Here is a 23386-nt window from a genome sequence, read left to right as displayed (position 1 = left end):
AACTCTCTGACTGGTCGGGGAAGCTACAAGCTCAAGCGCGGTTGAGGTCAAGCGCCGGATTGGAAATAAAACGGCAGTTCCGGGAAGTTTGCAGGGAGCCTTTCGGTGAAGGGATTTTTCGTCGGCCTATCGCCGCAAATCCACATTCACCGGCATGAACACGACCGAGCCCTGCTTGCCCGCCACCGGCGGTCCCTGTATGGCGGAACCCGAAATGGAAGCGTCGGCCACCTTGGCGCCCGGCGCCAGAAGCGGGCCGGTATCCTTCAGTCTGCCGGCGATCTGTTTGAGAATGCGGGTAGATTCGGCAGACAACGAGCGGGGGCGGACGAGTGCGGCAATCGTCGGGTCGCCTTCCTTCTTCTTGGCGGCCACCGCCGAGCCCTTGTGGTCGCCGGTCGGCAGCGGGTTGTCGATGCCGGGAATGGCGCGCAGTTCGATGCCCTGGTGGGCATAATCCATCAGCGTCTTGAAGGTCATGGCTGGCAGCGAGCCGCCCGTCATGTTGTTCATCGAGGTGAAGTCGTCGTTCCCGAACCATACCGCCGTCGTGTAATTGCCGGTGAAACCGATGAACCAGGCGTCTCGATAGCTTTGCGAGGTGCCGGTCTTGCCGGCTGTGACGATGCCACCGTCGAGTGCCGCCTTGCGGGCCGTGCCCTGATAGGGAATGGTCGACAGGATGCGGTTCATCGACGAGGTCGCCTGCTCGGACAATACGCGCTTGGCCGGAGCTTCGTCGCGGTTGAAATCGTAGAGAACCTCGCCGCCATACCCCATGACCTGCTCGATGCCGTGGCGGCGCGACTGCATGCCGCCGGCCGGCATGACGGCATAGGCGGTCGCCTGGTCAAGCACGGTGACTTCCGAGGTGCCGAGCGGAATGGTCTTGTCCTTGCGGAGCGGCGTCTCGACGCCGAACGCCTTGGCGGTCTGGACGATGACATCGGTGCCGAGCGTTTCCTTGGCCAAGCGCACCGGCACCGTGTTCAGCGATTGCTGCATGGCGCTCATCAGCGTGACCTTGCCCTTGTAGGAGCGGCCATAGTTCTGCGGCGACCAGCCGTTCCAGGTGATCGGCGCGTCCGAAATCGTCGATTCCGGCTTGAAGCCGTGCTCCATGGCGGCGGAATAGGTGTAGAGCTTGAAGGACGAACCCGGCTGGCGCAGCGCTCTGGTGGCGCGATTGAACTGGCTTTCGCCATAGTCCCGGCCGCCGACCATGGCGCGCACGGCACCGCCATTTTCGATCGTCACCATGGCGCCCTGCTTGACCTTGTAGCTGTCGCCATATTCGCGCAGGCTCGATTCCATCGCGGCATCGGCGGCCTGCTGCAGTCCCATATCGACCGTGGTGCGCACGACCAGCGAGCGTTCCTTGAATCTGCCCGCCTGGGCCAGCCGCTGCACCTCGTCGAAGGCCCAGTCGAGGAAGAAGTCCGGTGCCTTGGCCTCGGCGCGGTCGACGACGGTTGCCGGGTTGCGGCGGGCCGCGATCACCTGGCCCTCGCTCATCAGCCCGCTCTGCACGAGGTTGGAGAGAACTTCGTTGGCGCGGCCTCGCGCCGCCGGCAGGTTGACATGCGGCGCATATTTCGCCGGCGCCTTGAACAGGCCGGCCAGCATGGCGCTTTCGGCGAGGTTCACCTCGGTAATGTTCTTGCCGAAATAGAATTGCGAAGCGGCCGCCGCCCCGAACGTGCCGCCGCCCATATAGGCGCGGTCGAGATAGAGCGACAGGATTTCCTTCTTGGAAAGATTGGCTTCCAGCCACAGCGCCAGGAAGGCTTCCTTGATCTTGCGCTCGATCGACCGTTCGTTGGTCAGGAACAGGTTCTTGGCAAGCTGCTGGGTCAGCGTCGAGCCGCCCTGCACGACGCCGCCGGCCTTGGCGTTTTCGCTCATGGCGCGGCCGAGACCGATGAAATCGATGCCCCAATGGTCAAAGAAACGCCGGTCTTCGGTCGCCAGCACCGCCTTGATCAGGCTGTCCGGCAATTCGTCGATCGGCATGGAGTCTTCATGAATGATGCCGCGATGGCCGATCGTGTTGCCGTAACGGTCGAGGAAGGTGACGGCGAAATCGCCGCGATTGCGCCAGTCCTCGTGGGTTTCCTCGAAGGCCGGCTGGGCGAGCGCCAGAAGCACCACGAACCCGGCCGTGCCAAGCGTCATCGCCTCGCCGGCCAGTTCAAAGCCGATACGGGTCCAGCCGCGCACGCGAAAACGCCGGAAGAAGATGGTGATCTCTTCCCAGATTTCGCCGAGCTTGAAACCGAGATTCCAGACGGTGGAATCGATCCAGGAATCGATACGCAGGAAGGTATGGCGCTTTTTGCGCGGCACATCACCGGATGGCTTTTGCACGTTTGGGGAATCCCCTTGCGGCACGTCCTGCACCTTCGTCTCCCCGCCATTTTTCGATGAGTTGAGCTTGACGCCGTCCCCGGGAGGGATCAAAGGCATGGGCCTCTCACCGTTATTCAGCAATAGCTGACAAATGGTTTATGCGCGATAGCGAAATCGCAACAGGGTAAAGGGCATTTCGGTCCTATTGTTCCATACCGCCGCAAATGTGATGCCCGATTGATGAAGAAGCCATGATGACGAGGGCAATGACAGACCAGCCTTTCTGGAAGACCAAGCAGTTGAGCGAGCTGAACCAGCAGGAATGGGAAAGCCTGTGCGACGGCTGCGGCCTTTGTTGTCTCAACAAGCTGGAAGACTGGGACACCGGCGAAGTGGCCTTCACCTCTGTTGCCTGTCGCCTGCTCGACGGTGAAAGCTGTCGTTGCGTCGATTACGAAAACCGTCAGGCGACGGTGCCCGACTGTATCCAGCTGACGCCGAAGACGGTCGCGGAAATCACCTGGCTACCGCCCACTTGCGGCTATCGGCTGGTGCGCGACGGCGAGGATCTTTACTGGTGGCACCCGCTGGTGTCCGGCGATCCGGAAACCGTCCACCAGGCCGGCATTTCCGCACAGGGCCGCACCGTCAGCGAGACGGAAGTCGATGTCGAGGATTTCGAGGACTATCTCGTCGACTGGCCGCTGACTGTCGGCGAAAAGGCCTGACGCGAGAATAAGGTTGCCCTATTGAAGGCTATGCGCCCACTGCGTGAAAAACCATTGCCGTTAAACACGATTTGAGGAACAATTCGTGTCTGGATTGCTTTTTTTGAATATACGCATGTAATCGGTGCATATAACAATACCAACGCAATCCAGATTTCGGTAGGCCCGTGGTAGCTCGATGAAGGCAGAAGGCACACTGGCAGACAGCCTCTACGAGGCGGCCCTTGTTCCCGAATTGTGGACTGAGGCCTGTGAGCGTCTGGCGTCTCACGTCGGCTCCTCGACCGCTGCGATCTTCACGGTCGATCCGGCCGGCACGCATCGTTATGTCGCGAGCAGAAATATCGACGATGCCTATGCGAAATTCTCCCAGAGCGAATTGCGGTTCCAGAACATCCGGCCGCAGCGGGCGCTTGAAAAATTCCCCTTCTCGTTTGCGCGCGATATCGACTTCCTGACGAAGGAAGAGCGCGAAAACGACGTCATCCTGCGGGAATTCATCCGGCCGGCGGGCATGGAATGGGAGGCCGGCTGCGGTTTTCAGGAACCGACCGGGCATACGATCATCGTCGCGCTGATGCGTTCGCGCGAGATGAGCCATTTTTCCGACGAGCAGATGGCGCAGCTCGATGGCCTGAAACCCGATCTCGCCCGCGCCGCCTATATTTCTTCGCGGCTCGCTTTCAACGAGGCAAGATCGATCACGCAGACGCTGGCCCTGCTCGGGCTTCCGGCGGCGGTGATCGGTGACAACGGCCAGGCAATCGCGATGAATGCCGAGATCGAGGAGCTGAGCCCGCGCATCCGCACCGGCGCCGGCGACCGGCTGGTTCTGGAAGGTCGGGGCGCCAATCTTCTGCTGGAGGAAGCGGTCGAGCGCTACCGGGCGCAGGCTACGCCGACTGTCCAGTCGCTGCCCATGCTGCCGCGGGATGGCGCTCCGGCGCTGATCCTGCATCTCCTGCCGATCCGCCGCGCCGCCCGCGACGTCTTCTCGCGTTCGATGGCGGTCCTTGCCGTCACCCAAGTCGGCCAGCTCGGTCCGCCGGACATGCGCGTCCTGTGCGGCCTCTTCGACCTCACCCCCGCCGAAGCCCGCGTCGCCCGCGCGGTGGCGATCGCCCAGACGCCGGAAATGATCGCGGCAACCCTCGGCATCTCACTGGAAACCGCCCGTTCGCATCTGAAGAAGATCATGCAGAAGACCGGCACGACGCGGCAAGCGGAACTGGTGTTGCTGCTTTCAGGCCTGGCGGCGCCGAGTTTTGGGGCTGTATCCGGGGCGATGTAACCTGCATGGGTGCCCTTGGTGAGAGATCGCTCCGCCTCTAGCCCCTCTCGTTCGTATCTTTCCAACATTCTTCATGGCGCCCCTTGACCTTCCCATGATGGGAAGCTCCACATAGGGCGGGAAACAGATTTCGTTCCCGTGAGACTGCCATGAACCAGATCGTCAAATCCTTACGTCCCGCCGAACATTTCACCATTCCCGTCGAGGGCATGACCTGCGCATCCTGTGTCCGCCGCGTGGAAAACGCCGCTGCCAAGGTCGCCGGTATAGACAGGAGTGCGGTGAATTTCGCGACGAAGAAGCTCACCGTCGAATCCGCCGAGGGCTTTTCGCCGGACGAGCTTGAAAAGGCGATCGGCAAGGTGGGCTACGAAATCCCGCCGGGCGCCATGGATCACGCCATGCGCGAGGCCGGAATGCTGCCGGCCGCCGATCCGCATGCGGGGCATGCGCACCACCACGACCATTCCGCGCATCAGGGCCAAGACCATTCGGCCCCGCATGCCGGCGGCCACGATCACGCCCATATTCACCACGGCGAGGAAGCCGCGCTGAAGCGCGATCTCGCCATCGCCTTCGTGCTGACCCTGCCGCTGTTCGTGCTGGAAATGACCGGTCACGTCTACGAGCCCTTCCATCACTGGCTGATGGGCATCATCGACACGCGGAACCTCCATTATCTCTATTTCGCACTGGCGACGGCGGTGATCTTCTGGCCGGGTTTGCGTTTCCTGCGGCTCGGATTGCCGGCGCTGCTGCGCGGTGCCCCGGAGATGAATTCGCTGGTCGCGGTCGGCGTGCTGGCGGCCTACGGTTATTCGCTGGTGACCACTTTCGCGCCCGGCCTGCTGCCGGAAACCGCCCGTTTCGTCTATTACGAGGCGGCTTCCGTCATCGTCACGCTGATCCTGTTCGGCCGCCTGCTGGAAGCCCGCGCTTCGGGCCGCACCGGCGCGGCTATCGAAAAGCTCGCCGGCCTGCAGGCCAAGACCGCCCGTGTCGAACGCGGCGGCATGCTGATCGACATCCCGGCCGCCGAAGTGCTGGTCGGCGACGTCATCGTCATCCGCCCCGGCGAGCGTGTTCCGGTCGACGGTACGGTGATCGACGGCGCGTCGAATATCGACGAAGCGATGATTTCGGGCGAGCCGCTGCCGGTCGAAAAGAAAGCCGGCAGCACGGTGATCGGCGGCACGATCAACAGGACCGGCTCCTTCCGTTTTCGTGCCGAAAAGGTCGGCCGTGACACGATGCTTGCCGGCATCATCCGCATGGTCGAGCAGGCGCAAGGGGCAAAACTGCCGATCCAGTCGCTGGTCGACCGGGTAACCGCCTGGTTCGTGCCGGCGGTGATCGCGCTGGCCGTACTCACCTTTGCCCTCTGGTTCTTCCTGGGCCCGGAACCGGCGCTGACCCATGCGCTGATCAATGCCGTAGCGGTGCTGATCATCGCCTGCCCCTGTGCCATGGGGCTTGCCGTGCCGACCTCGATCGTCGTCGGTGGTGGGCGCGCAGCGGAGCTCGGCGTGCTGTTCCGCAAGGGCGAAGCACTGCAGGAGTTACGCGACGTGGATCTGGTGGTCGTCGACAAGACCGGCACCGTCACCAGAGGCCGGCCGGAACTGACCGATCTGATCACGGCGGACGGTTTTGCCGAGGATGAGGTGCTGAAACTGGTGGCAAGCGTCGAGGCGCAGTCGGAACACCCGATCGCCGAGGCGATCGTCAAGGCGGCCGAGGCGAAAGGTTTTGTCGTGCCCAAGGCCGAAAGCTTCGAATCCGTTACCGGTTACGGCATCCGCGCCAAGGTCGAAGGCCATGACGTGGCCGTCGGCGCCGACCGCTTCATGGAAAAGCTCAGTCTTTCCGTTCAAGGCTTTGCCCATGCCGCCGCCCGGCTGGGCGACGAGGGCAAGACGCCGCTCTATGCCGCGATCGATGGGAAAGTGGCTGCCGCGATCGCCGTCGCAGATCCGCTGAAACCGTCGAGCCGCGAGGCTATCCGGGCGCTGCAGGCCATGGGCATCGAGGTCGCCATGGTGACGGGCGACAACCGCCGCACCGCAGAGGCAATCGCCCGGCAGGTGGGGATCACGCGGGTTGTCGCGGAAGTGCTGCCGGAGGGCAAGGTGCAGGCGATACAGGAGTTGAGGCAAAACACCCACTGCAAGCTTAACCCTCCCCCTTGTGGGGAGGGTGGCCGGCAGGCGGGAGGGGTCTTCTTCCAACAGAAAGATCCCCTCCCCAACCCCTCCCCACAAGGTGGAGGGGCTACCCGCGCGGCCAATGTCTCCCGCAAGCTCGCCTTTGTCGGCGACGGCATCAACGATGCGCCGGCACTCGCCGAGGCCGATATCGGCATCGCGATCGGCACCGGCACGGATGTGGCGATCGAGAGCGCCGACGTGGTTCTGGTCGGCGGCGAATTGACCGGTGCGGTCTCCGCCATCGCCATCAGCCGCGCGACGATGAAGAATATCAGGCAGAACCTGTTCTGGGCCTTTGGTTACAATGTGGCGCTGATCCCGGTGGCGGCCGGCGCGCTTTATCCCGCTTTCGGCTGGCTGCTCTCGCCAATGATCGGCGCCGGCGCCATGGCTTTGTCCAGCGTCTTCGTGCTCGGCAATGCGCTGCGGTTGAAGACGGTAAAAGCAGGAGAAACACAATGAATATCGGCCAGGCATCCGACGCTTCCGGCGTTTCGGCCAAGATGATCCGTTATTACGAGGAAATCGGCCTGATCCGCCCGATGGGCCGCACCGGCAACAATTACCGGGTCTATGGCGACGAGGAAGTGCATGTGCTGCGCTTCATCAAACGCGCCCGCTCTCTCGGCTTCTCGCTGGAGGAGACCGAGACCCTGCTAAAACTCTGGCAGGACAAGGAACGCACAAGCGCCGCAGTCAAGGAGGTCGCCACCAGCCACATCTCCGACCTCGAACGCCGTATCGCCGAAATGCAGGGCATGGTGAAGACGCTGAAACACCTCGCCCATTGCTGCGGCGGCGACAACCGGCCGAATTGCCCGATCCTCGATGATCTGGCGGGCGATAGCTCCGCATCGGGCAAGAGCACGAAAGCGAAACATCATGCCTGACTGCCGCATTGCGGCTCTGGTCCCATAAATGCGGACTTGACCTTCCCCCTATGGGAAGGTGCACAAAATGCTGAACGAATACGGAGATTCCCGATGACTGCCATTTTCACCGTTCCCGACATGACCTGCGGCCATTGCGAAAAGACCGTCCGCGGCGCGCTCGTCGACGCGCTTCCCGGCGCCGTCGTTTCGATCGATCTTGCCGCTCATAAGGTCACCGTCGAGGGCGACGCTGCCAAGGCAGAAGAGGCGATCCGCGAGGCCGGGTATTCGCCGGAAAAGCTCGCCGGCTAAGGTCCCTGGCCCCGCCGTTAGCCGCGCAGCACCGCATCCTTCAAAACACTGTTCGGAGATCGTGACAGCGCGAAGTCGTGCAGCCACGGGCTGAAAGGAAGGTGGATGACCGTGTTGCGCAAAAGGTCGTAGGCGGCAACCTTCTCGCAATCTTCCGCTGCGAAGGGTTTTCGCGCGCAAGCGGCGACCGGACTGTCGATGTAATGATATTCCGGCGCGTTGAAGACAACGAGCGTGGCCGGTGCCGTGGAAAACGAGACCGCCGGCACCACGACGACGCGAAGGCCGCCGAGAATGATCATGGCCGTCACGCTGAAACAGATACCCAAGCATACGATAAATATAAACTTCACGGTTGTTTTCTCCCGCTTGATATATTGCAACCCTAGATAACAATAACGGGGAGCGGAAGCCGCTCAACGAAGGTTTGGTTTACCGAGGGTTAACGGGAGCGGTCGGCTGCTGTAGCCACATGATTTGGGTCTGATCGGCTCGATGGGTCGAGCCGTGATCACGGGGGCAATAACCAACCGATCGGAACCTTGCCCCGGCGCACGCATTCGAAACTGCGGACGATCCATGCGACCAACGAGGAGAACCAGCGATGCCCGCAGCCGATCGCCGGCGATTTCGCCTGTCGGGCAATAGCGAGCTGTCCTACGTGACGGCAGGCGATGTCTCCCTGCCCGCCATCTTGCTCCTGCACGGTTTCCCGAGTTCGTCGCAGACCTTTCGCGACGTCATGCCGGAACTGTCCCGTGTGGCCTATGTCGTCGCGCCCGACCTGCCGGGTTTCGGCCAATCGGATGTTCTCCCCGCCACATCCTTCGAGGCCTATGGGGAGGCAATCCTAAAACTGCTGGAGCACCTGAATATCGGGCCGCGTTTCATCTATCTCCACGATTTCGGCGCGCCGGTCGGTTTCCACGTCGCCATGCAGGCGCCGGAAAAGGTTCTGGGCCTGGTCGTCCAGAACGCCAATGCTCACCGGACGGGATTCGGCCCGGGCTGGGCCGGAACCATTGCCTATTGGAGCGACCCAAGCCCGGAAAACGAGGCTGCCGCCACCGCGCACCTGACATTCGAAGGTACGCGGGACCAGTATATCGCCGGAGTGCCGCCCGAGGTGGCGGCGCGGATTTCATCGGAAATCTGGGAAGAGGATTGGCGGGTCATGTGCCTGCCGGGCCGGAAGGATATGCACCGGGCGCTGATCGCCGACTACGGCAATTATGCCGGCCGGTTCGACGCGATCGCCACCTGGCTCGCCGAGCACCAGCCACCGTCATTGATGCTGTGGGGACGGCATGACGTCTTCTTCGATTTTCCCGAAGTGCTGTCCTGGATGCAGGCACTGCCGCGGATGGAGGCGCATGTCTTCGACGGCGGCCATTTCCTGCTGGAGACGCATGCCGCTCAGGCGGCCGCGCTGATACTGGATTTCGTGAACAACGCGGGGAAAGCGTAGGCGCCACTATTCGTGGCGCCTAACTCATTCAATTCAAATGCTTCAGCTTGTCCGGGTTGCGCATCACATAGATCGCCGCGACCTTGCCGTCGACGATATCGAGCGCCGTCGTCTGGATCTCGCCATCGGCCTCGCGGGTGATGAAACCCGGAAGGCCGTTGATGAAACCGGCGCGCAGAAGCGTCGAACCGAGTTTGCGGAAATGTTCGGCGAGATAGGTCTGCACCTTCATGACCGCCTCGAAACCGATGATCGGTTCCAGTGCTGCCGGGCGCTTGCCGCCGCCATCGGAATGGACGGTGACATCGGCGGCCAGCATGGCGCCGAGCGCCTTCATGTCGCCGCTGCGCGAGGCGGCGAAAAACGCCTGCGCCAGTTCGAGACCGTGCTGCTTGTCCACCTGGAACCGCGATCGCGCCTCGCGCACATGGCTGCGCGCCCGCGCCGCCAGCTGCCGGCAGGCCGCCGCATCGCGCTCGATGGTCGTAGCAATCTCGTCGAAGCCGAGGCCGAACACGTCATGCAGCAGGAAGGCGGCGCGTTCCAGCGGCGAGAGGCGTTCCAGCGCCAGCATCAGCGGCAGGGTGACGTCTTCCGGCTCCTCTTCCTCCTCGACCACCGGATCGGGCAGCCAGGGGCCGATATAGGTTTCCCGCTGGCGCCGCGCCGATTTGAGCTGGTCGAGGCAGAGCCGCGTCACCGTGCTGCGCAGAAAGGCTTCCGGCTCGCGGACCTGGGCACGGTCGGCCTTCATCCAGCGGATGAAGGCCTCCTGCACCATGTCCTCGGCATCGGCCACAGAACCGAGCATGCGGTAGGCGACGCGGGCGAGTTTCGCGCGCAGCGGATCGAAACTCGCCGCTGCGTCTTCGTGGCCGGGCCCCGTCATCAGGCGGCCTGGGCCGGTTTGGCAGCGGCCGGGCCGGCCCACAGGCCGAAGCCAACGGCAAACCGGTTCCATCCGTTGATGATGTTGATCATCAGTGTCAGCTTCACCTGTTCCTCCTCCGTGAATGCCGCTTCCAGCGCTTCCCGGGCGCCGGCATGGGTGTGGCCCTGCGAAAGCTTCGTCAGCGCTTCGGTCCAGCCTAGCGCGGCGCGCTCGCGATCGGAATAGCAGGGCGCTTCCCGCCAGGCGGAAAGCAGATAGATGCGCTGCTCGGTCTCGCCCTTCTGGCGGGCTTCGGCCGTGTGCATGTTGATGCAGTTGGCGCATTCGTTGATCTGCGACGAGCGGATCTTGACGAGTTCGATGAGGCTCGGCTCGAGGCTGGCTGCGACATCGACGGAAACGCCCATCCATTTCTTCATCAGCGTCGGGGCAGCGGAAAAGATATCGATCTTGGCATTGGTCTGGGTCATGGCCGGGTTCCTTTTGGTTCGGTTCCATTGGGTTGGTTACGACACAATGACGAGCGAGATTTTCCGCCTGTGACATGCGGGCGATTTTTTCTTTAAAAATCGGTGGCAACAATGACCGGGCGTTATATGGCTGCAAAATTCGCATGGCAGGAGATGAGCTGCCGGCATCCTCTGGACGCCCGGATTTCCCGCGCCGCTTTCTCACTCATCGGACTTTCCGCCATGTTCAAAATTCTTTCCCGCGCCACGGCGCTCGGCCTTCTCTTCGCGTCGGCCGCCCATGCCGTCGAACCTGGCATCATTGTCGCAACGCCTTGCCCGCTGGGCGACTGCAAGGCCGCGATCGGCCTGCAGCTGGTCGGCGAGTTTTCGATTGCGACCGGCACGATGTTCGACGGCGTCGAGTTCGGCGGCATTTCCGGCCTGTCCTTCGATGCGTCGACCGGCCGTTACATCGGCATTTCCGACGACCGGTCCGAAAAGGCGCCGGCCCGTTTCTACGAACTGCAGATCGACGCTTCCGCCGCCGGCATAACCGATGTGAAGGTGACGAGGACGGTAACGCTGAAGGACAAGAACGGCGAGCCCTTCGCCGCCAAGTTCGTCGATCCGGAATCGATCCGCCTCGGCCGCGACGGCATCATCTGGTCGAGCGAAGGCGATGCCAAACAGCTCCTGCCGCCTTTCGTGCGGATCGCTTCGCCGGATGGCATGTTCGTGCGTGAATTCACCCTGCCGCAGGGGTTTGCACCGGTCGCGGACAAGTCTTCCGGTATCCGCGACAACCTTGCTTTCGAAGGCATGGCGGTGATGCCGAACGGCGACGTGATGATCGCCGTCGAATCGGCACTCAATCAGGATGGTCCGATCACCACGCTGACCCGCGGCGCGCTTTCGCGGATGATCCGATACGATGCCGCAACCGGCACGCCCAAAGCCCAGTACGCCTATCCGATCGCGCCGATCCCGCAGGCGCCGCTGCCGGAAAAGGGCTGGAACGACAATGGCGTGTCTGAAATCCTGGCGCTCGACGATCATCGCCTGCTGGTGGTCGAACGCGGCTTTGCGCAAGGCTTCGGCAATTCGATCAAGGTCTATATGGTCGATACCGACGGCGCCACCGATGTTTCCGGCATGCCGTCGCTTGCCAATGCCGATGCGGCGGTCGCGCCGCTGCGCAAGGCGCAGGTGCTCGACATGCGGGCGATCGGGCTGGTGCCGGACAATATCGAAGCGGTCACCTTCGCCAAGGGCACCGATGGCAGCGACCTTCTGGTGTTTGCGGCGGACAATAACTTCTCCAAGGAACAGAAGACGCAGTTCATCGCCTTCAAGGTTCTGGCGCGGCCTTGATGGTCCACTCCCTTCTTCCCCCTTGCGGGGAAGATGTCAGCAGAGCTGACAGATGGGGGTGGTGCCTCAATCTCTTCGTCGAATATGCTGAACCACCCCCCTCTGTCGCCGCTGGCGACATCTCCCCCACAAGGGGGGAGAAGGGTGGTCGCTGCTAGAACTTCACACCGATCCCGACATTGACCACATGCTGGTTGAAGTCTGTATCGACGCCAGCGAGACTGCCGCTGCCGTAGTCGTTGTAGCGATATTCGACGCGGCCGAAGACATTGTCCGTAAAGGCATAGTCGAGGCCGGCGCCGACCGTCCAGCCATGCAGCGTGTCGTCGTCATCGAGACCGGCGCCATTGACGCTGATATTGGTGGCCGTCCAGCCGCCGGCCGCATATAGCAGCGCGCGGTCGAAGGCATAACCGACGCGGCCGCGAACGCCGCCGGAGAAACCGGTATGCATGTCGATGCCGCCGGCATAGCTGTTTTCGTTCCAGTCGTAGTTCAGGTCACCTTCGATACCTGCCACGAAGCCGTTCGAGAACTGCCAGTTGTAACCGACGAAACCGCCGAACCGTCCGCCGTCGAAATTGTCGGAATCAGGCCCACCGGCCGTACTGGCATCGCCATCCCCCCAGCCGTAACCGCCATGAATACCGACATAGGGACCCGACCAGGTGAACACGACCGGCTGCTCGACCGCAATGGGTGCCGCAGGGATCGCTTCGACGGCATCGGCTGCATAGGCAACGGAAGAGGCGGTCATGGCGGCCGACGCTGCGAGAATGAAAATAGCCTTCATGGATATTCCCTCCGATTGGTGATGAGAACGGAAGTAGGGCATCCCGCTTGGAAAGACATGCCTAAATTAACACTTTGTGATTAGGCCTCCGGTCCGTGTGAAGGCCCGGTGGCGGGAAAGCCATCGCCAACCAGCAAAATCCATGACTTAGCTGGGGCCAAATTTGCTGACTGCCAGCCGAAGAACGCTGTTGGAGAGACATTCCCGCGAGATGGACGCAAAGCGCGAAGGAGCAGCGGAACCCTTTTCCGCCCTGCGGAAGGCATTTGATTGCGATATCCCGGGCGACGACCAAACCCTGGAAATCGCGTGTACCGAACCTTCTGCTGAAAACGCCCCTTGCCCATTCCCCATCATCGGAATCAATGCTAACCCTTTGGCAAAGCTTCCAAGGGCCAAATCAAACCCGTGTTTCGTGTTCCCTTCCTCATCGCGGTTGCGCTGGTCATCGCCTTTGGCGGCGGTGTCTGGTCGACGATCCTTGCGCTTGATGCGACGGTGGGCTTCGGGGCCATCAAGCTCGGGGCCTGGGAGGCGTTTCCCGAAGCGCAGACGGACAAGGCGGATCCTTATGCGAAATCGCACCGAGCCAATGCCGGCAAGCTGCTTTATGCGAGCGCCGAGGGCCTGACCTTTACCGCCAATGTCGACGAGACAGGCGCGCGGCTGGCGGGCGGCTGCTCCTATCGCATCACAGGCCACACGCCGCCGGCGCGGTTCTGGACGCTGTTTGCGGCTGCACCCGGCGCTCCGGCACCCTCGATCCAGTCCGACCTGCCGACCGCGCTCAATTCCCGCATCATTCTTCGGGACAAAGACGGCAATTTCGATATCGCGCTTTCCGCCTCCGCCAGGCCCGGTAACTGGCTCGCGGTTCCGGCCGAGGGCAATTTCCGGCTGACGCTGACGCTTCTCGACACACCGACCGCCGGCAGTTCAGGCCTGATCGATCTCACCATGCCGCGCATCGAACGCACCGGGTGCGGCAATGCGTAAATTCCTGTTTCAGGTGTTTTTCGCGGTGGTGACCGGCCTGATCGGCGCAGCACTGCTGCATCTCGTCATCGTGCTGGCGCTGCCGGATTTCAGCGAACGGGACGCCTATACGCGGGTGCTTGCGGAGGGGGAAATCCATCGTTTCTACCCGCTCGGCGAAAAGCCGGATGCGGCAGGCCTTTCGAAGGACGATCCGTTCGTCGACATGGCGGTCTGCGCCTTCGATGTCAGCGAACGGCCGGTACGGCTGACGGCGGCAAACGGCGGCGTGCCTTTCTGGTCGCTGGCGATCTACGATCAGTCTTCGAATGAAATGTTCAGCATCAACGACCGGACGTCGGCGGGCGGCGTGCTGGATCTGGTGATCGCGACGCCGGTTCAGCTGACGACGCTCAGGAAGGCCCTGCCCCCGGTGATCTCCCAGTCGATCCTGTTCGAGACGCGGCAGGCGGAAGGATATGTCGTGCTGAGAAGTCTCGCCCCGCAGAAAAGCTTTGCGGAGATTGCGTCGCAATTCCTCTCCGGCGCCATCTGCGCGCCTTTCGAAGCGCGTTCCAGAAGCCGGTTCTGACGGACGAAACTATTCGGCGCAGACCGCGTGGTTTTCCGCCTTGCGGTCGGTGCGGTCGTCGAACCGTTCGTAACGCACGCCGGTGAAGAGCACGACCTGGCCAACCTGGCCGGCGTCTTCGATTTCGCCGATGCGGATCTGCGGGCGGCGCGGTTTGTCGGCGCGCCATTTATTCAAAACTACGATCTCTGCCATGCTCGTCTCCGTTTCCAGAATTCGAGACGGATGAAGACGGACCGATCTCACCCTGCCCTCCCTGTTGAGGGCTTGGCGCTTCCCGGAACCACCCGGGCATCTGCGCCTTTCTCGCGCAGCCGCTTCCGACGGGAAGCGAGCTGCGACATGCGGCATTTCCGCGGCCGGGTTCCGCCAGGACCGGCCGGAATGGGATGGCTCGAATTCCATTTCTGGTCTTCCGCCATCCTGAACTTGAAAACCCGGCAATACCAACCGGTTACTGCGACATATTCAGCCAGAGCATCGTTAATAATGTCTTAATGCTAATATAGGACTTGCGACCGGTGTATGTCTGTTGTCCGTGGCAAAAACGCAGAAGCCGAACTTTGGTTCACCACAGTCACACCGGGGTACGAAACACCTGCGATTCCCGGCAAAACACACCAGAACTCCAAAAAATGACAGACGTATCAAAACGATCCGCTTTCACCGACCGTTAACCCTTAAAGCGTTAGCATCCGGTTAAACCAAGGCGCCCGCTGACGGGCCGATCATCACGGCTTCGTGAGCAGTGCGCCGCCGGGAGTTCCCCAGGAAAGGTTACGATGAGGACGCCAGGCGCGCCTGTTCTGCAGGCCAAGCCTGATCGGCGTTCGGCACTCCGGATTGTATTGCGTTTTAAGTGAGTTTGCCCGTGACGAACGAGTTTCGAGACCTTGAAAGGCCCCAGGCCATGCGTAAGAAGGATGTGGTGCTGATGGCCACCGTGACGAGCTTCGAAAGTCTGCCGCATCCGTCGCGGTCGGAACTTCGACAGTTCGCCGAGCTTTTCGCCCCTCTCTTCTCGGCCTCGACCGAACAGGCCCGCCGCGATGCCGTCGCCGCTTTGTCTCAATGCGAGACGATCCCGCCGGCGGTGGCCTTCTTCATCGCCAGCCAGCCGATCAGCATTTCGGCACCCTTCCTGATCGGCTCGAACTGCCTTTCCGACGACGCCCTGATCGCCATCGCCCGCACGCAAGGGGAAGCGCATGCGCGTGCCATCGTGCGTCGCGAAGCTCTGTCGCCGACCGTCATCGATGCCCTGGTCGGCCTTCGCCACGACCGCACGATGCGGCGCGAAGAGGTCATCGAGATCGAGGAAGCCGTCGAGGAAGCTTTTCCGCTCGCGCCGACCCAGGCGATGATCGACGAGGCCGAGCGGCTTGCACGCGAGGACATGCTGCGCAGCCGCATCAAATCGCTCGCCGGCCATATCGACCGGCCGGCGGACGACCGGCTCGGCCTGCGCAATCTTTCGCCGATCCAGGAGGCCCTGCTGGTGCGGTTTGCCCGCAACCGCGAGACCGGCCTGTTCGCCACGACGCTGGCCGATACGCTTTCCGCCAGCCACTGGCTGTCGGAGCGCATCCTGCTCGACATTTCAGGCCAGCAGCTCGCCACGACGCTGAAGGGTCTTGCCATGCACCCGGACGATGCGGTCTTCGTGCTGGAGCGGCTTTACGATCATCTTCGCGCCGAAACCAAAGGTGTCTCGCGCGCCGAAATCCTCTTCGCCCAGCTGGATGAGGACGAGTGCGGCAAGCGGGTGGAGGCCTGGCGCCGGGCCGACAGCTATACTTATGCCCAGCCGCAGCACCAACCGGCAGCGGAAGCCGCGCAGAACGGCCAGCCGGCCTCACCGCGGGTGATCCGCACGACGGCGAGCGCCCGCCGGCCGGTCCAGGGGATTTACCGGGTTCGGTGATCCGGATCCTGCCGGATTTGCCGCGAGGCGCGCGGCTTGGCTGCACGCCTTAGAAAAGCTGGTCGGCGCCGAGACCGCCGGTCAACCGGTCGTTCCCGCCCTCGCCCTCCATCCGGTCGTTACCCGCACCGCCACCCAGGCGATCCCGCCCCGATGCCTCGCATCCGCTTCCCCGCCTTCGGGCCTAGTCGGCAGGCTTGACCAGATCCAGAAGGCTGGCGGCGTCGTCCGTTTCCAGCTCGACCAGCCAGAGATCGGGATCGAAGCGCAGTTCGCGGGCCAGGAGATCGCCGAGCGCCCCGGCCTCAACCTTTTCCGCCCGCACCTCGAATTTCCGCTGTCCGTCATCCTCGCCGAAAAAATTCTGCGGCGCCGGCGCATAGAGCGTTTCCAGCCCGTCGCGGAACCGCTGGCGGATGAAGATGGCGCCGGCCTCTTCCGCGCCCTTCTTTTCCACGGCGGCAAAGCCACCCTGGCCGAAGACGCGGCGGATCAGGGCGGAGACGAAGATATCGGATTTGAGGCGCATGGCCTTTCCTTACGGCGCTTCGGGCCCCGGAGCAATGTGAACTCAATGGCCGACATTGCGGACCGAATGATTGTCCAGAAAGGCTTCCGGCCCGCGGAAGATCGACTGGCCGATGGCCGCGGCGACCGAAGCGCTGGCGACGGACCAGTTGAACATCTGCGCATTGAAGGCCGTATCGCCGGACTTCGTGTAGCGGCTCTGGTCGGGCGACGTTTCGAACGATTGCCAGATACGGCCGTCGACGCCGCGCATCACCTGCAAAACGGTGATCATCGGCCAGTCCTGTTCGGTGGCGACCCAGCGCTGCGTCAGCTGGTAGAGCGCGATGCCCGGCGCCTCGCGCGGCGTCATGATGCGCTTGCTCTCGCCCGAGAGTTTAACACCGCTGCCGGCCTTGAAACGGGCGATCGTCTCGTCCATCAGCCGATCGGCATGCTGGCGTGCCTCCTCCATGCTGAGGTCGAGGCGGCTCACCTGAAATTCCGGGTAACCGGCGCCGTTCATGGTCAGGCGGAAGCCGGTCTGGCCCCCTTGCGGGTCCGGCAGCATATCCACCTGCCAGCGCTTCGGGATCGCGACCCTTCCGCCATCCTCGGTGCTGACGATGCGGATCTGGTCGCGGGCGGACATGTCCTCTTGCATCCGGATGCCGCCGAACAGGCGCGACAGCATCGGCTTCAGGTCGGCGTAATCGGCATAATCGAACTCTGCAACGACGGCGATCGCATGATCTCCGCGGGAGATGACGGCGCCCCGCGCCAGGCGGGTATAGCTGCCGTCATCACGTATCCTGCCGGCCGCGACAAGCGCGAAGGCGGGATTGCTTTCCGGCACCGCACCTTCCTCGATCGGGAACCCGTCGGACACCTTGTCATAGGTCAGGCGCATATAGGCGCGGGCGATGGCGATCGCATCCGCATAGGCATCGAATTCGATGTGGCGGATGCTGATCGTGACCCTCATCGGCACATATATCAGCGCCGACACCCCGGTGCGTGGCTGCGGCTGACCTTCCACCAGATTGCTGCCATGCGGCAGAATGGTGGAAAAATCAAAACCCGTGCCGCCAGCCTTGACCTCGCGGCGCTCGAAACCTTCGGGGATGTCGCTTGCGACGGAAAACAATTCCTGGCGCGGCAAGCCGGGAAGGCTGCCTCTATCGCCCGTCTGCCCGGAGAAAGCCAACGTGCTCGCAAGCGCGATCTGCGCCGCCACCAGCCAGAAAAGGCACCAAAGCCGTCTCATCACCCCTGCCCCCGAAACACCCTTTCGGAAAGAAAGATATGGCGGTGCAGCAAATTTTCCATGGGGCGGAGCGGCAAATGCCGGCGCGATGCCGCTCCGGGCCCGAAGTCGAGTCGACGCTCAGGCTGCCAACGCCTTGATGCGCCGATATTCCTGGGTCACACCGTCGAAACCCCAGGCATCTGCGACGACTTCGCGGACGATGATATAGGTCGCGGCCGAAAGCTCCCGGCCGAGGGTGTCCTTGAGGACCGCATCCATGGCGTGGATGAAACCCTCCTTCTCTTCCGCGGTGTTGGTGCCGAGCGTTACATTGGCCTCGACATGGGCCGCAACGGAAAGCGGCTCGCCGCCGACCGTCAAGCCGGAAATATCGACCTCCTCGACCAGCACAGCGGTCACTTCGCGGCGCTTGCGCATGATCGTGTGCATCAGGGTGGTCGCCTCCTGCTGCAGGCGGTTTCTGGCTTCCGGCTTCAGGTTGGTGCCGGCGATCGTGATATGAACGAAGGGCATTTTCGGATCTCCTTTGCGAGTTCGGTGAACTCGGATTTCGGTTGACGCCTGCATCATCTGCCGCCACAATCATTTTGAAAATCGCGAAATCAATCATCATCAGTTTTGTAAAACTCAACGATCATGCTGCCCGTCAATCTCGATATCGACCTGTTGCGCAGTTTCGCGCTCGGCATGGAGCTCGGCAGTTTTGCGCGAGCCGCCGACCGGCTCGGCCGTTCGCCGTCGGCCATCAGCCTGCAACTGAAAAAGCTCGAGGAGCAGGTGGGCGAGGAGCTGGTCGCCAAGCAGGGGCGCGGGCTGGTGGCGACCGAGGCGGGCGAGATCCTGCTCGGTTACGCCCGCCGTATCCTGGAGCTCAATGACGAGGCCCGTGCCGCCGTGCGCAGCGTCGCGAAGCTGGAGGGCTGGCTGCGGATCGGCGTGCCGCAGGATTTTGCCGAAACATGGCTGCCCGGCCTGCTGGGGCAGTTTGCCCGCCTGCATCCGAAAGTCCGGGTCGAGGCGCGGGTGGATCGCGGCGCGGAGATGGCGCAGGCGGTCGATCGCGGCGAACTCGATCTTGCCCTGACATGGGGAATGCTCGGAAGGCCGCGGGCGGAAGTGGTCGCGCGGCGGGAGATCGCCTGGATCGGCGCGGAAGGATTTTGCCGCGACCCGGCGGAGGCAGTGCCGATGATCGCCTTCGATCCGCCCTGCGATTTTCGCAGGGCGGCCACCGATGCACTGGAAAAAGATGGCATCGCCTGGCGGCAGGTGTTTTCCAGCCCGAGCCTTGCCGGACTGTTCGCCGCCGTCACCGCCGGTCTCGGCATCACCGCGCGTCTTGCCGAAGCAAAGCCCGCGCATCTTTCGATCCTTGATCCGAAGGCCGCCGGCCTGCCGCCGCTCGGCAGCGTCGACCTCGCGCTGCACGTGGCAGAGTCGCGTCTTGCCGCGCCTGCAGAGGAGCTGAAACGGCTGCTGCTGGAAGCGGCGACGCTGCGGTGACACAAGCACCGGCGCAAGACGAAATCACTGATCCCAGAAGAGAAAATGGAATTGTGCGTGGTCTCCGCTCTTCCCTTTCGGCCGTCCTGTCATAATTCACGTCATGATGCCGCATTTGGCATCGTTATGAAAAGGAGCTGGGCCTTTGGGTACTTCCGTGTTGATCAGCATTCTGATCACCTTCCTGGTGATCGTTCTCGTACTTTATCTCGTCGCCCGCCTGCCGATCGACGGCCGCGCCAAGCAGATCGCACAGATCATCATCATCATTATCGGCATCATTTCGCTGCTGAAATATCTGGCGGTGTTCTGACCGCGAGGTCCATCCCTCGACAGCATCCTCGGGCTCGTCCCGAGGATAACGCCGGCCAATCGGGCGGCAACGGCAAAGGCGCCCGATCGGTGCCTTAGAGCGCGCCGATCGACTTCAGCTTCTTCAGCACCGCGACATCAGGCTCGCCGGTTTCCGGCAGGCGGTAATGTTTCTGGAAACGGCGGATTGCCGCCTTGGTCTGGTCGCTGGCAACACCATCCACCCTCACATCCGCATAGGCGATGTTCGACAGGCCGCGCTGGATCTGCAGCACGAGATCGGTCGCCTGACCGGCCGTGCCGGACGCTGCCGGTTTCTGCGAGACCGGAATGGCGGCCGGGCGCACGGGTGTCGAGCCGGTATTCGGGATATCGGCCGGCGGGGTATAACGGGTCCGGTCGGCGGAGCGGATCGCGGCGGCGACCGGGTCTTCAATGCCGGCGCGAGCGACGGACGGTTTCGGCTGGACGGCCGGCATCGGCTGCGTCGGCTTGGCGGCAACAGATCGCGGCGCATCACCGGCCTGCGGCCGCGGGGTCGGCAGCGCGACAGAGGGCGTTACCGGCTGCTGCGGCTGGGCGGATGCGGCCTGCGCGCCTGCCGGCTGCACCGGTGCATAGGGGGCGGCGGCCGGCTGGGCCATTTGCGGCTGGGCCGGTGCCGCAGCCGGCATGGGGGCGGCGGCCTGAGGCGAAGCCGTCTGGGGCGCGGCAGGGGCTAGAGCCGCGGCGGGCCTTGCTGTCGACGCGTTCGGGTCTGCGCGCTCGATCCTGAAGGTCGTCACATCGCCCGGAGGCGTGCGCCGCATCGGCCGGTAACCGGCGATCTGGTTCGGGTCCTTGGCATCGCGGGTGGCGAGGAACGGATGCGGATGGTCGCCCGGCTGATACCAGAGCGCATTGGCCGCCACAAAACTGAAGACGACGCCGAACAAAGCGACGCCGAGCAGAGGCTTCGGATGGCGCGCAGCCGTTCGCCCCGAGGCCATCAGGAGGCTCGGCAAAATGCCCGGCTGCTTGACAGGTTTTTTCCTGTCAGGCGATTTTCGCTTCCGCGTGGTCATCCACAAAATCCTGTGCCTTCATGGCCATGTGCCGGACTGCCTTCAGCCGCGGCGGGAATTCGAACTTCTCCTCCAGACCGTCTCTGGTATCGCCCCGTTGGGCATCGCCCCACTGGGCGTCATCCTGTTTGCCGCCGACGCCGGAACCGTCCGCCGGAAGCGAGATCGTCACCACCGTCCCCTCGCCCGGACGGCTGGTAATCGTGAACCGGCCGCCATGCAAGGCAACCAGGCCCTTGACGAGCGACAGGCCGAGACCGGTGCCTTCGTAAGAGCGGGTATAGGCATTTTCGACCTGCATGAAAGGCTGGCCGATGAATTGCAGCTTGTCCGGCGCGATACCGATGCCGGTATCGCTGACCGACATGACCAGGTTATCGCCATCCAGCACGGCATCGATCGATACCACGCCACCCGATTGCGTGAACTTGATGGCATTGCCGGCCAGATTGATGAGAATCTGCTGCACGGCGCGGCGGTCGGCGACCACTTCGCCAAGGCCGCGGGCGGTGCGGCTGGTCAGCGTGACGCCTTTTTCGCGGGCCGAGAGATCCAGCATGGCGCGGCAGGCTTCCATCGCCTCGCCGATCATGAAGGGTTCGGTCAGCAGTTCGTAACGGCCGGTCTCGATCTTCGACATGTCGAGCATGGTGTTGACGACGGACAGGAGATGGCCGCCCGACTGGCGGATCAGGCCGACATATTCGCGCTGACGGTCGTTTTCCAGCCGGCCGAAATATTCGCCGGCGAGCACGTCGGAAAAGCCGAGAATGGCATTGAGCGGAGTGCGCAGCTCATGGCTGACGGCGGCGAGGAAACGGGTCTTGGCCTCGTGGGCGGATTTCGCCTCCAACAGATTGGCGGCGGCCTGGGCGCGGGCCTCTTCTTCCGCAGAGATATCGCGTGCCTGGGCAAAAACATGGGCGAGCCGGCCTTCGCCGTCACGCAATGCGGTCATGTCGAGGCGCACCGGCAGGAACTGCCGGCCGGCCGAGGTGAACGGCCGTTCGATGCGGATATCGGCGGCAGCGCTCGACGCGCCCTGGCGCAGGGTATCCAGCGCCTGGACGAGGCCGATGCGATCGGACACATGGATGACTTCAGCCAGCGGCTCGCCGGCAGCGTCGCGCATGCTTGCGGGAAACAGATGACGGTCGCGGCCGCCGGACTTCACCACATGGCCCTGCGGATCGAGGATCAGGGCAAGGCCGGGGCATGCGTCGAACAGCGCGTCTTCCGGCTGCGGCAGCGCTACGGCAACCGGGGTACGGCGCGGCAGGGCGGCGGAACCGGCGACGGCAAACAGGAAAAGCGAAACAACGACGGCTGCACCGACCGGCAGGGCAAGCGCCGGCTTCAGGATGAACGCGAGCGCGAGCGGAACGAGAACCAGGCCGGCAAAGCAGGCGAATGCGAGCTTGCGGAAGAGCGCGACTTCACCGGCACCGGCCGCCTCGCCTTCTCCAAGGCGGGTAAGCCAGCGGGCTGCGGTCTCATCGACCAGCATGACCGCCTTCCCGGCAATGTTACTCAATACGCGCACGCAAAACCCTGCTGACATCTTTATTTATGGAAGCCGACAATAGGCCCCGGCGGCTTAAGGAAAGTATAAAACAGGCCCTGTCCAGCCTCCTCCCAAGCCCCCAAAGTCCGCGTTTGAGACAGGTGGAAGGGACCTTCTCCGCACGTGGTTAACGGGGGGTAAGCGACGGAATTGCTTCAATTTTTCCTGTTTCGTTAACCACTGTGGCATGTGGCTACCCGATAAAGCCTGTGCTTTTGGGCACCCTGCCCCAATTATGCTTAACACGGATCGCTAAAATGCAGTTCAGGTTCGTGGCAAAAGCACCTCAAACCTGTCTCAAATGCAGATATCTCGCATTTTAGACAAATTTGCCGAAAACCTGAGTGTTTGAATCAAAACCATCTTTGCCTCCGGGCGGTACAACCATGTTCAAGACCGGCACAGACCCGGCGGCCGATCGGCAAAACCGGTCGGGAAAAAACAGGTGGACAGAACGATGTGGTTTCTCATCAAGGGAAGTTTCTGGTTCGCGGCCGTGCTGGTGGTGCTCTCCTATTTCAGCGCCCATCCGACCGCAGAGAATCAGGGCGCCAACGCGCTGCAGGTGGCGGATGCCTTTTCCGCCGCGACCGAAGCCTATCAATATGTCAGCGCCATCTGCGCCGAAAAGCCGGAGGTCTGTGAAAAGGGTGCGGAGACTTTCTCCGCCCTCGGTGTAAGAGCCAAGGACGGCGCCCGCGTCGCATTCGAACTGCTCGACAAGCAGTTCGGCGGCAAGCCGGGCGACGCCAAGAAGGAAACCGAGACCGCGCTGATCGCCGATCCGGATCCGGCTCCGATGCCTTCCAAACCGACCGAGGCTTCGTTGACGCCCGACAAGATCTTCACCGGCACCGTGCCGATCCCGCAGAAGCGCCCGAGCCACTGAGGCCTGCACTGCTCCCATAGGATTTTCAAAGCTTGCGCCGGGTTTCTCGAA

24 protein-coding genes and 1 pseudogene are annotated in these 23386 nt (G+C 62.8%); 13 read left to right on the top strand and 12 right to left on the bottom strand.

Translation table 11 applies throughout. The features are described from left to right. Nucleotides 1-126: 126 nt before the first annotated feature. On the bottom strand, nucleotides 127-2466 hold the full coding sequence (locus KX729_RS07305; RefSeq protein WP_219741750.1) for a transglycosylase domain-containing protein: 2340 nt from the start codon (nucleotides 2464-2466) through the stop codon (nucleotides 127-129). A 149-nt stretch (nucleotides 2467-2615) separates the two neighbouring features. Between KX729_RS07305 and KX729_RS07300 the strand changes: the two genes are divergently transcribed. From KX729_RS07300 to KX729_RS07275, 5 genes are all read left to right on the top strand, one after another. Continuing rightward, nucleotides 2616-3077, top strand: a complete 462-nt coding sequence (locus tag KX729_RS07300) for a YcgN family cysteine cluster protein (RefSeq protein WP_219741749.1) — start codon at nucleotides 2616-2618, stop codon at nucleotides 3075-3077. 178 nt (nucleotides 3078-3255) lie between these two features. Next, a complete protein-coding gene (locus tag KX729_RS07295; protein WP_219741748.1) occupies nucleotides 3256-4368 on the top strand; it encodes a helix-turn-helix transcriptional regulator in 1113 nt (370 codons plus the stop codon). Between the two features lie 149 nt (nucleotides 4369-4517). Further along, nucleotides 4518-7037, top strand: a complete 2520-nt coding sequence (locus KX729_RS07290; RefSeq protein WP_246617435.1) for a heavy metal translocating P-type ATPase — start codon at nucleotides 4518-4520, stop codon at nucleotides 7035-7037. After that, the gene (gene cueR, locus KX729_RS07280; protein WP_219741747.1) at nucleotides 7034-7465 is read left to right on the top strand and encodes a Cu(I)-responsive transcriptional regulator; all 432 of its coding nucleotides are present in this window, start codon (nucleotides 7034-7036) and stop codon (nucleotides 7463-7465) included. Before KX729_RS07290 ends, cueR begins: the two co-directional genes overlap by 4 nt. Nucleotides 7466-7558: 93 nt before the next feature. Next, a complete protein-coding gene (locus tag KX729_RS07275) occupies nucleotides 7559-7759 on the top strand; it encodes a heavy-metal-associated domain-containing protein (protein WP_219741746.1) in 201 nt (66 codons plus the stop codon). A 17-nt stretch (nucleotides 7760-7776) separates the two neighbouring features. Here the strand turns inward: KX729_RS07275 and KX729_RS07270 are convergent, their stop codons facing one another. Next, nucleotides 7777-8112 (bottom strand): hypothetical protein, encoded by a 336-nt coding sequence (locus KX729_RS07270; RefSeq protein WP_219741745.1) that lies wholly within the window; start codon nucleotides 8110-8112, stop codon nucleotides 7777-7779. Nucleotides 8113-8363: 251 nt separating this feature from the next. Here KX729_RS07270 and KX729_RS07265 point away from each other — a divergent pair, with 251 nt between their 5' ends. Next, the gene (locus KX729_RS07265) at nucleotides 8364-9227 is read left to right on the top strand and encodes an alpha/beta fold hydrolase (RefSeq protein ID WP_219741744.1); all 864 of its coding nucleotides are present in this window, start codon (nucleotides 8364-8366) and stop codon (nucleotides 9225-9227) included. A 28-nt stretch (nucleotides 9228-9255) separates the two neighbouring features. Here KX729_RS07265 and KX729_RS07260 read toward each other — a convergent pair whose 3' ends face one another. Further along, entirely contained in the window at nucleotides 9256-10116 is an 861-nt protein-coding gene (locus KX729_RS07260; RefSeq protein ID WP_219741743.1) for a sigma-70 family RNA polymerase sigma factor, read from the bottom strand. Next, nucleotides 10116-10589, bottom strand: a complete 474-nt coding sequence (locus tag KX729_RS07255) for a carboxymuconolactone decarboxylase family protein (protein WP_219741742.1) — start codon at nucleotides 10587-10589, stop codon at nucleotides 10116-10118. The genes KX729_RS07260 and KX729_RS07255 overlap by 1 nt, the downstream gene beginning before the upstream one ends. Nucleotides 10590-10811: 222 nt before the next feature. On the opposite strand from KX729_RS07255, the gene KX729_RS07250 reads away from it, so the two are divergent. Further along, a complete protein-coding gene (locus tag KX729_RS07250) occupies nucleotides 10812-11942 on the top strand; it encodes an esterase-like activity of phytase family protein (protein WP_219741875.1) in 1131 nt (376 codons plus the stop codon). 154 nt (nucleotides 11943-12096) lie between these two features. On the opposite strand, the gene KX729_RS07245 is transcribed toward KX729_RS07250, so the two are convergent. Then, nucleotides 12097-12735 carry an outer membrane protein gene (locus KX729_RS07245; RefSeq protein ID WP_219741741.1) on the bottom strand — a complete coding sequence of 213 codons (639 nt, stop codon included), beginning with the start codon at nucleotides 12733-12735 and terminating at the stop codon, nucleotides 12097-12099. Between the two features lie 408 nt (nucleotides 12736-13143). Between KX729_RS07245 and KX729_RS07240 the strand changes: the two genes are divergently transcribed. Both KX729_RS07240 and KX729_RS07235 read left to right on the top strand, forming a co-directional pair. Further along, on the top strand, nucleotides 13144-13731 hold the full coding sequence (locus KX729_RS07240) for a DUF1214 domain-containing protein (RefSeq protein ID WP_219741740.1): 588 nt from the start codon (nucleotides 13144-13146) through the stop codon (nucleotides 13729-13731). A 4-nt stretch (nucleotides 13732-13735) separates the two neighbouring features. Then, the gene (locus KX729_RS07235; protein ID WP_219741874.1) at nucleotides 13736-14302 is read left to right on the top strand and encodes a DUF1254 domain-containing protein; all 567 of its coding nucleotides are present in this window, start codon (nucleotides 13736-13738) and stop codon (nucleotides 14300-14302) included. A gap of 9 nt (nucleotides 14303-14311) precedes the next feature. On the opposite strand, the gene KX729_RS07230 is transcribed toward KX729_RS07235, so the two are convergent. Continuing rightward, nucleotides 14312-14497 (bottom strand): hypothetical protein, encoded by a 186-nt coding sequence (locus KX729_RS07230; RefSeq protein ID WP_219741739.1) that lies wholly within the window; start codon nucleotides 14495-14497, stop codon nucleotides 14312-14314. A 676-nt stretch (nucleotides 14498-15173) separates the two neighbouring features. Between KX729_RS07230 and KX729_RS07225 the strand changes: the two genes are divergently transcribed. Further along, nucleotides 15174-16226 carry a DUF2336 domain-containing protein gene (locus KX729_RS07225; protein WP_219741738.1) on the top strand — a complete coding sequence of 351 codons (1053 nt, stop codon included), beginning with the start codon at nucleotides 15174-15176 and terminating at the stop codon, nucleotides 16224-16226. A gap of 49 nt (nucleotides 16227-16275) precedes the next feature. Here KX729_RS07225 and KX729_RS34525 read toward each other — a convergent pair. The 4 genes and pseudogenes from KX729_RS34525 to KX729_RS07205 all read right to left on the bottom strand — a co-directional run. Next, nucleotides 16276-16368, bottom strand: a pseudogene (locus tag KX729_RS34525) (calcium-binding protein); the annotation flags it as partial. 42 nt (nucleotides 16369-16410) lie between these two features. Continuing rightward, complete coding sequence (locus KX729_RS07215; protein ID WP_219741737.1) at nucleotides 16411-16755, bottom strand: DUF1491 family protein; 345 nt, start codon at nucleotides 16753-16755, stop codon at nucleotides 16411-16413. A gap of 42 nt (nucleotides 16756-16797) precedes the next feature. Next, on the bottom strand, nucleotides 16798-18000 hold the full coding sequence (locus KX729_RS07210) for a hypothetical protein (protein WP_219741736.1): 1203 nt from the start codon (nucleotides 17998-18000) through the stop codon (nucleotides 16798-16800). 120 nt (nucleotides 18001-18120) lie between these two features. Beyond that, nucleotides 18121-18516 (bottom strand): tautomerase family protein, encoded by a 396-nt coding sequence (locus KX729_RS07205; protein ID WP_219741735.1) that lies wholly within the window; start codon nucleotides 18514-18516, stop codon nucleotides 18121-18123. A gap of 123 nt (nucleotides 18517-18639) precedes the next feature. Here KX729_RS07205 and KX729_RS07200 point away from each other — a divergent pair, with 123 nt between their 5' ends. Continuing rightward, nucleotides 18640-19506 (top strand): LysR substrate-binding domain-containing protein, encoded by an 867-nt coding sequence (locus KX729_RS07200; RefSeq protein WP_219741734.1) that lies wholly within the window; start codon nucleotides 18640-18642, stop codon nucleotides 19504-19506. 145 nt (nucleotides 19507-19651) lie between these two features. Beyond that, on the top strand, nucleotides 19652-19819 hold the full coding sequence (locus KX729_RS07195; protein WP_312990556.1) for a Thivi_2564 family membrane protein: 168 nt from the start codon (nucleotides 19652-19654) through the stop codon (nucleotides 19817-19819). A 94-nt stretch (nucleotides 19820-19913) separates the two neighbouring features. Here the strand turns inward: KX729_RS07195 and KX729_RS07190 are convergent, their stop codons facing one another. Both KX729_RS07190 and KX729_RS07185 read right to left on the bottom strand, forming a co-directional pair. Continuing rightward, entirely contained in the window at nucleotides 19914-20882 is a 969-nt protein-coding gene (locus KX729_RS07190) for a peptidoglycan-binding domain-containing protein (protein ID WP_219741733.1), read from the bottom strand. Then, nucleotides 20854-22389: a sensor histidine kinase gene (locus tag KX729_RS07185; protein ID WP_246617433.1), complete on the bottom strand. Its 1536-nt coding sequence runs from the start codon at nucleotides 22387-22389 to the stop codon at nucleotides 20854-20856. Before KX729_RS07185 ends, KX729_RS07190 begins: the two co-directional genes overlap by 29 nt. Nucleotides 22390-22903: 514 nt before the next feature. Between KX729_RS07185 and KX729_RS07180 the strand changes: the two genes are divergently transcribed. After that, nucleotides 22904-23335, top strand: coding sequence for a DUF5330 domain-containing protein (locus tag KX729_RS07180; RefSeq protein WP_219741732.1), 432 nt, complete (start codon nucleotides 22904-22906; stop codon nucleotides 23333-23335). The last annotated feature ends 51 nt before the right edge of the window (nucleotides 23336-23386 follow it).

The organism is Neorhizobium populisoli, from assembly GCF_019430945.1.
Classification (GTDB): Bacteria; Pseudomonadota; Alphaproteobacteria; order Rhizobiales; family Rhizobiaceae; genus Neorhizobium; species Neorhizobium populisoli.
This window is presented reverse-complemented; position numbering and strand designations above follow the sequence as displayed.

What these genes read in the sequence shown, in the direction of transcription:
- KX729_RS07305 (WP_219741750.1), bottom strand. Translation starts at nt 2,466, where the DNA reads ATGCCTTTGATCCCTCCCGGGGACGGCGTCAAGCTCAACTCATCGAAA.
- KX729_RS07300 (WP_219741749.1), top strand. Translation starts at nt 2,616, where the DNA reads ATGACAGACCAGCCTTTCTGGAAGACCAAGCAGTTGAGCGAGCTGAAC.
- KX729_RS07295 (WP_219741748.1), top strand. Translation starts at nt 3,256, where the DNA reads ATGAAGGCAGAAGGCACACTGGCAGACAGCCTCTACGAGGCGGCCCTT.
- KX729_RS07290 (WP_246617435.1), top strand. Translation starts at nt 4,518, where the DNA reads ATGAACCAGATCGTCAAATCCTTACGTCCCGCCGAACATTTCACCATT.
- cueR (WP_219741747.1), top strand. Translation starts at nt 7,034, where the DNA reads ATGAATATCGGCCAGGCATCCGACGCTTCCGGCGTTTCGGCCAAGATG.
- KX729_RS07275 (WP_219741746.1), top strand. Translation starts at nt 7,559, where the DNA reads ATGACTGCCATTTTCACCGTTCCCGACATGACCTGCGGCCATTGCGAA.
- KX729_RS07265 (WP_219741744.1), top strand. Translation starts at nt 8,364, where the DNA reads ATGCCCGCAGCCGATCGCCGGCGATTTCGCCTGTCGGGCAATAGCGAG.
- KX729_RS07260 (WP_219741743.1), bottom strand. Translation starts at nt 10,116, where the DNA reads ATGACGGGGCCCGGCCACGAAGACGCAGCGGCGAGTTTCGATCCGCTG.
- KX729_RS07255 (WP_219741742.1), bottom strand. Translation starts at nt 10,589, where the DNA reads ATGACCCAGACCAATGCCAAGATCGATATCTTTTCCGCTGCCCCGACG.
- KX729_RS07250 (WP_219741875.1), top strand. Translation starts at nt 10,812, where the DNA reads ATGTTCAAAATTCTTTCCCGCGCCACGGCGCTCGGCCTTCTCTTCGCG.
- KX729_RS07245 (WP_219741741.1), bottom strand. Translation starts at nt 12,735, where the DNA reads ATGAAGGCTATTTTCATTCTCGCAGCGTCGGCCGCCATGACCGCCTCT.
- KX729_RS07230 (WP_219741739.1), bottom strand. Translation starts at nt 14,497, where the DNA reads ATGGCAGAGATCGTAGTTTTGAATAAATGGCGCGCCGACAAACCGCGC.
- KX729_RS07215 (WP_219741737.1), bottom strand. Translation starts at nt 16,755, where the DNA reads ATGCGCCTCAAATCCGATATCTTCGTCTCCGCCCTGATCCGCCGCGTC.
- KX729_RS07210 (WP_219741736.1), bottom strand. Translation starts at nt 18,000, where the DNA reads ATGAGACGGCTTTGGTGCCTTTTCTGGCTGGTGGCGGCGCAGATCGCG.
- KX729_RS07205 (WP_219741735.1), bottom strand. Translation starts at nt 18,516, where the DNA reads ATGCCCTTCGTTCATATCACGATCGCCGGCACCAACCTGAAGCCGGAA.
- KX729_RS07200 (WP_219741734.1), top strand. Translation starts at nt 18,640, where the DNA reads ATGCTGCCCGTCAATCTCGATATCGACCTGTTGCGCAGTTTCGCGCTC.
- KX729_RS07190 (WP_219741733.1), bottom strand. Translation starts at nt 20,882, where the DNA reads ATGACCACGCGGAAGCGAAAATCGCCTGACAGGAAAAAACCTGTCAAG.
- KX729_RS07185 (WP_246617433.1), bottom strand. Translation starts at nt 22,389, where the DNA reads ATGCTGGTCGATGAGACCGCAGCCCGCTGGCTTACCCGCCTTGGAGAA.
- KX729_RS07180 (WP_219741732.1), top strand. Translation starts at nt 22,904, where the DNA reads ATGTGGTTTCTCATCAAGGGAAGTTTCTGGTTCGCGGCCGTGCTGGTG.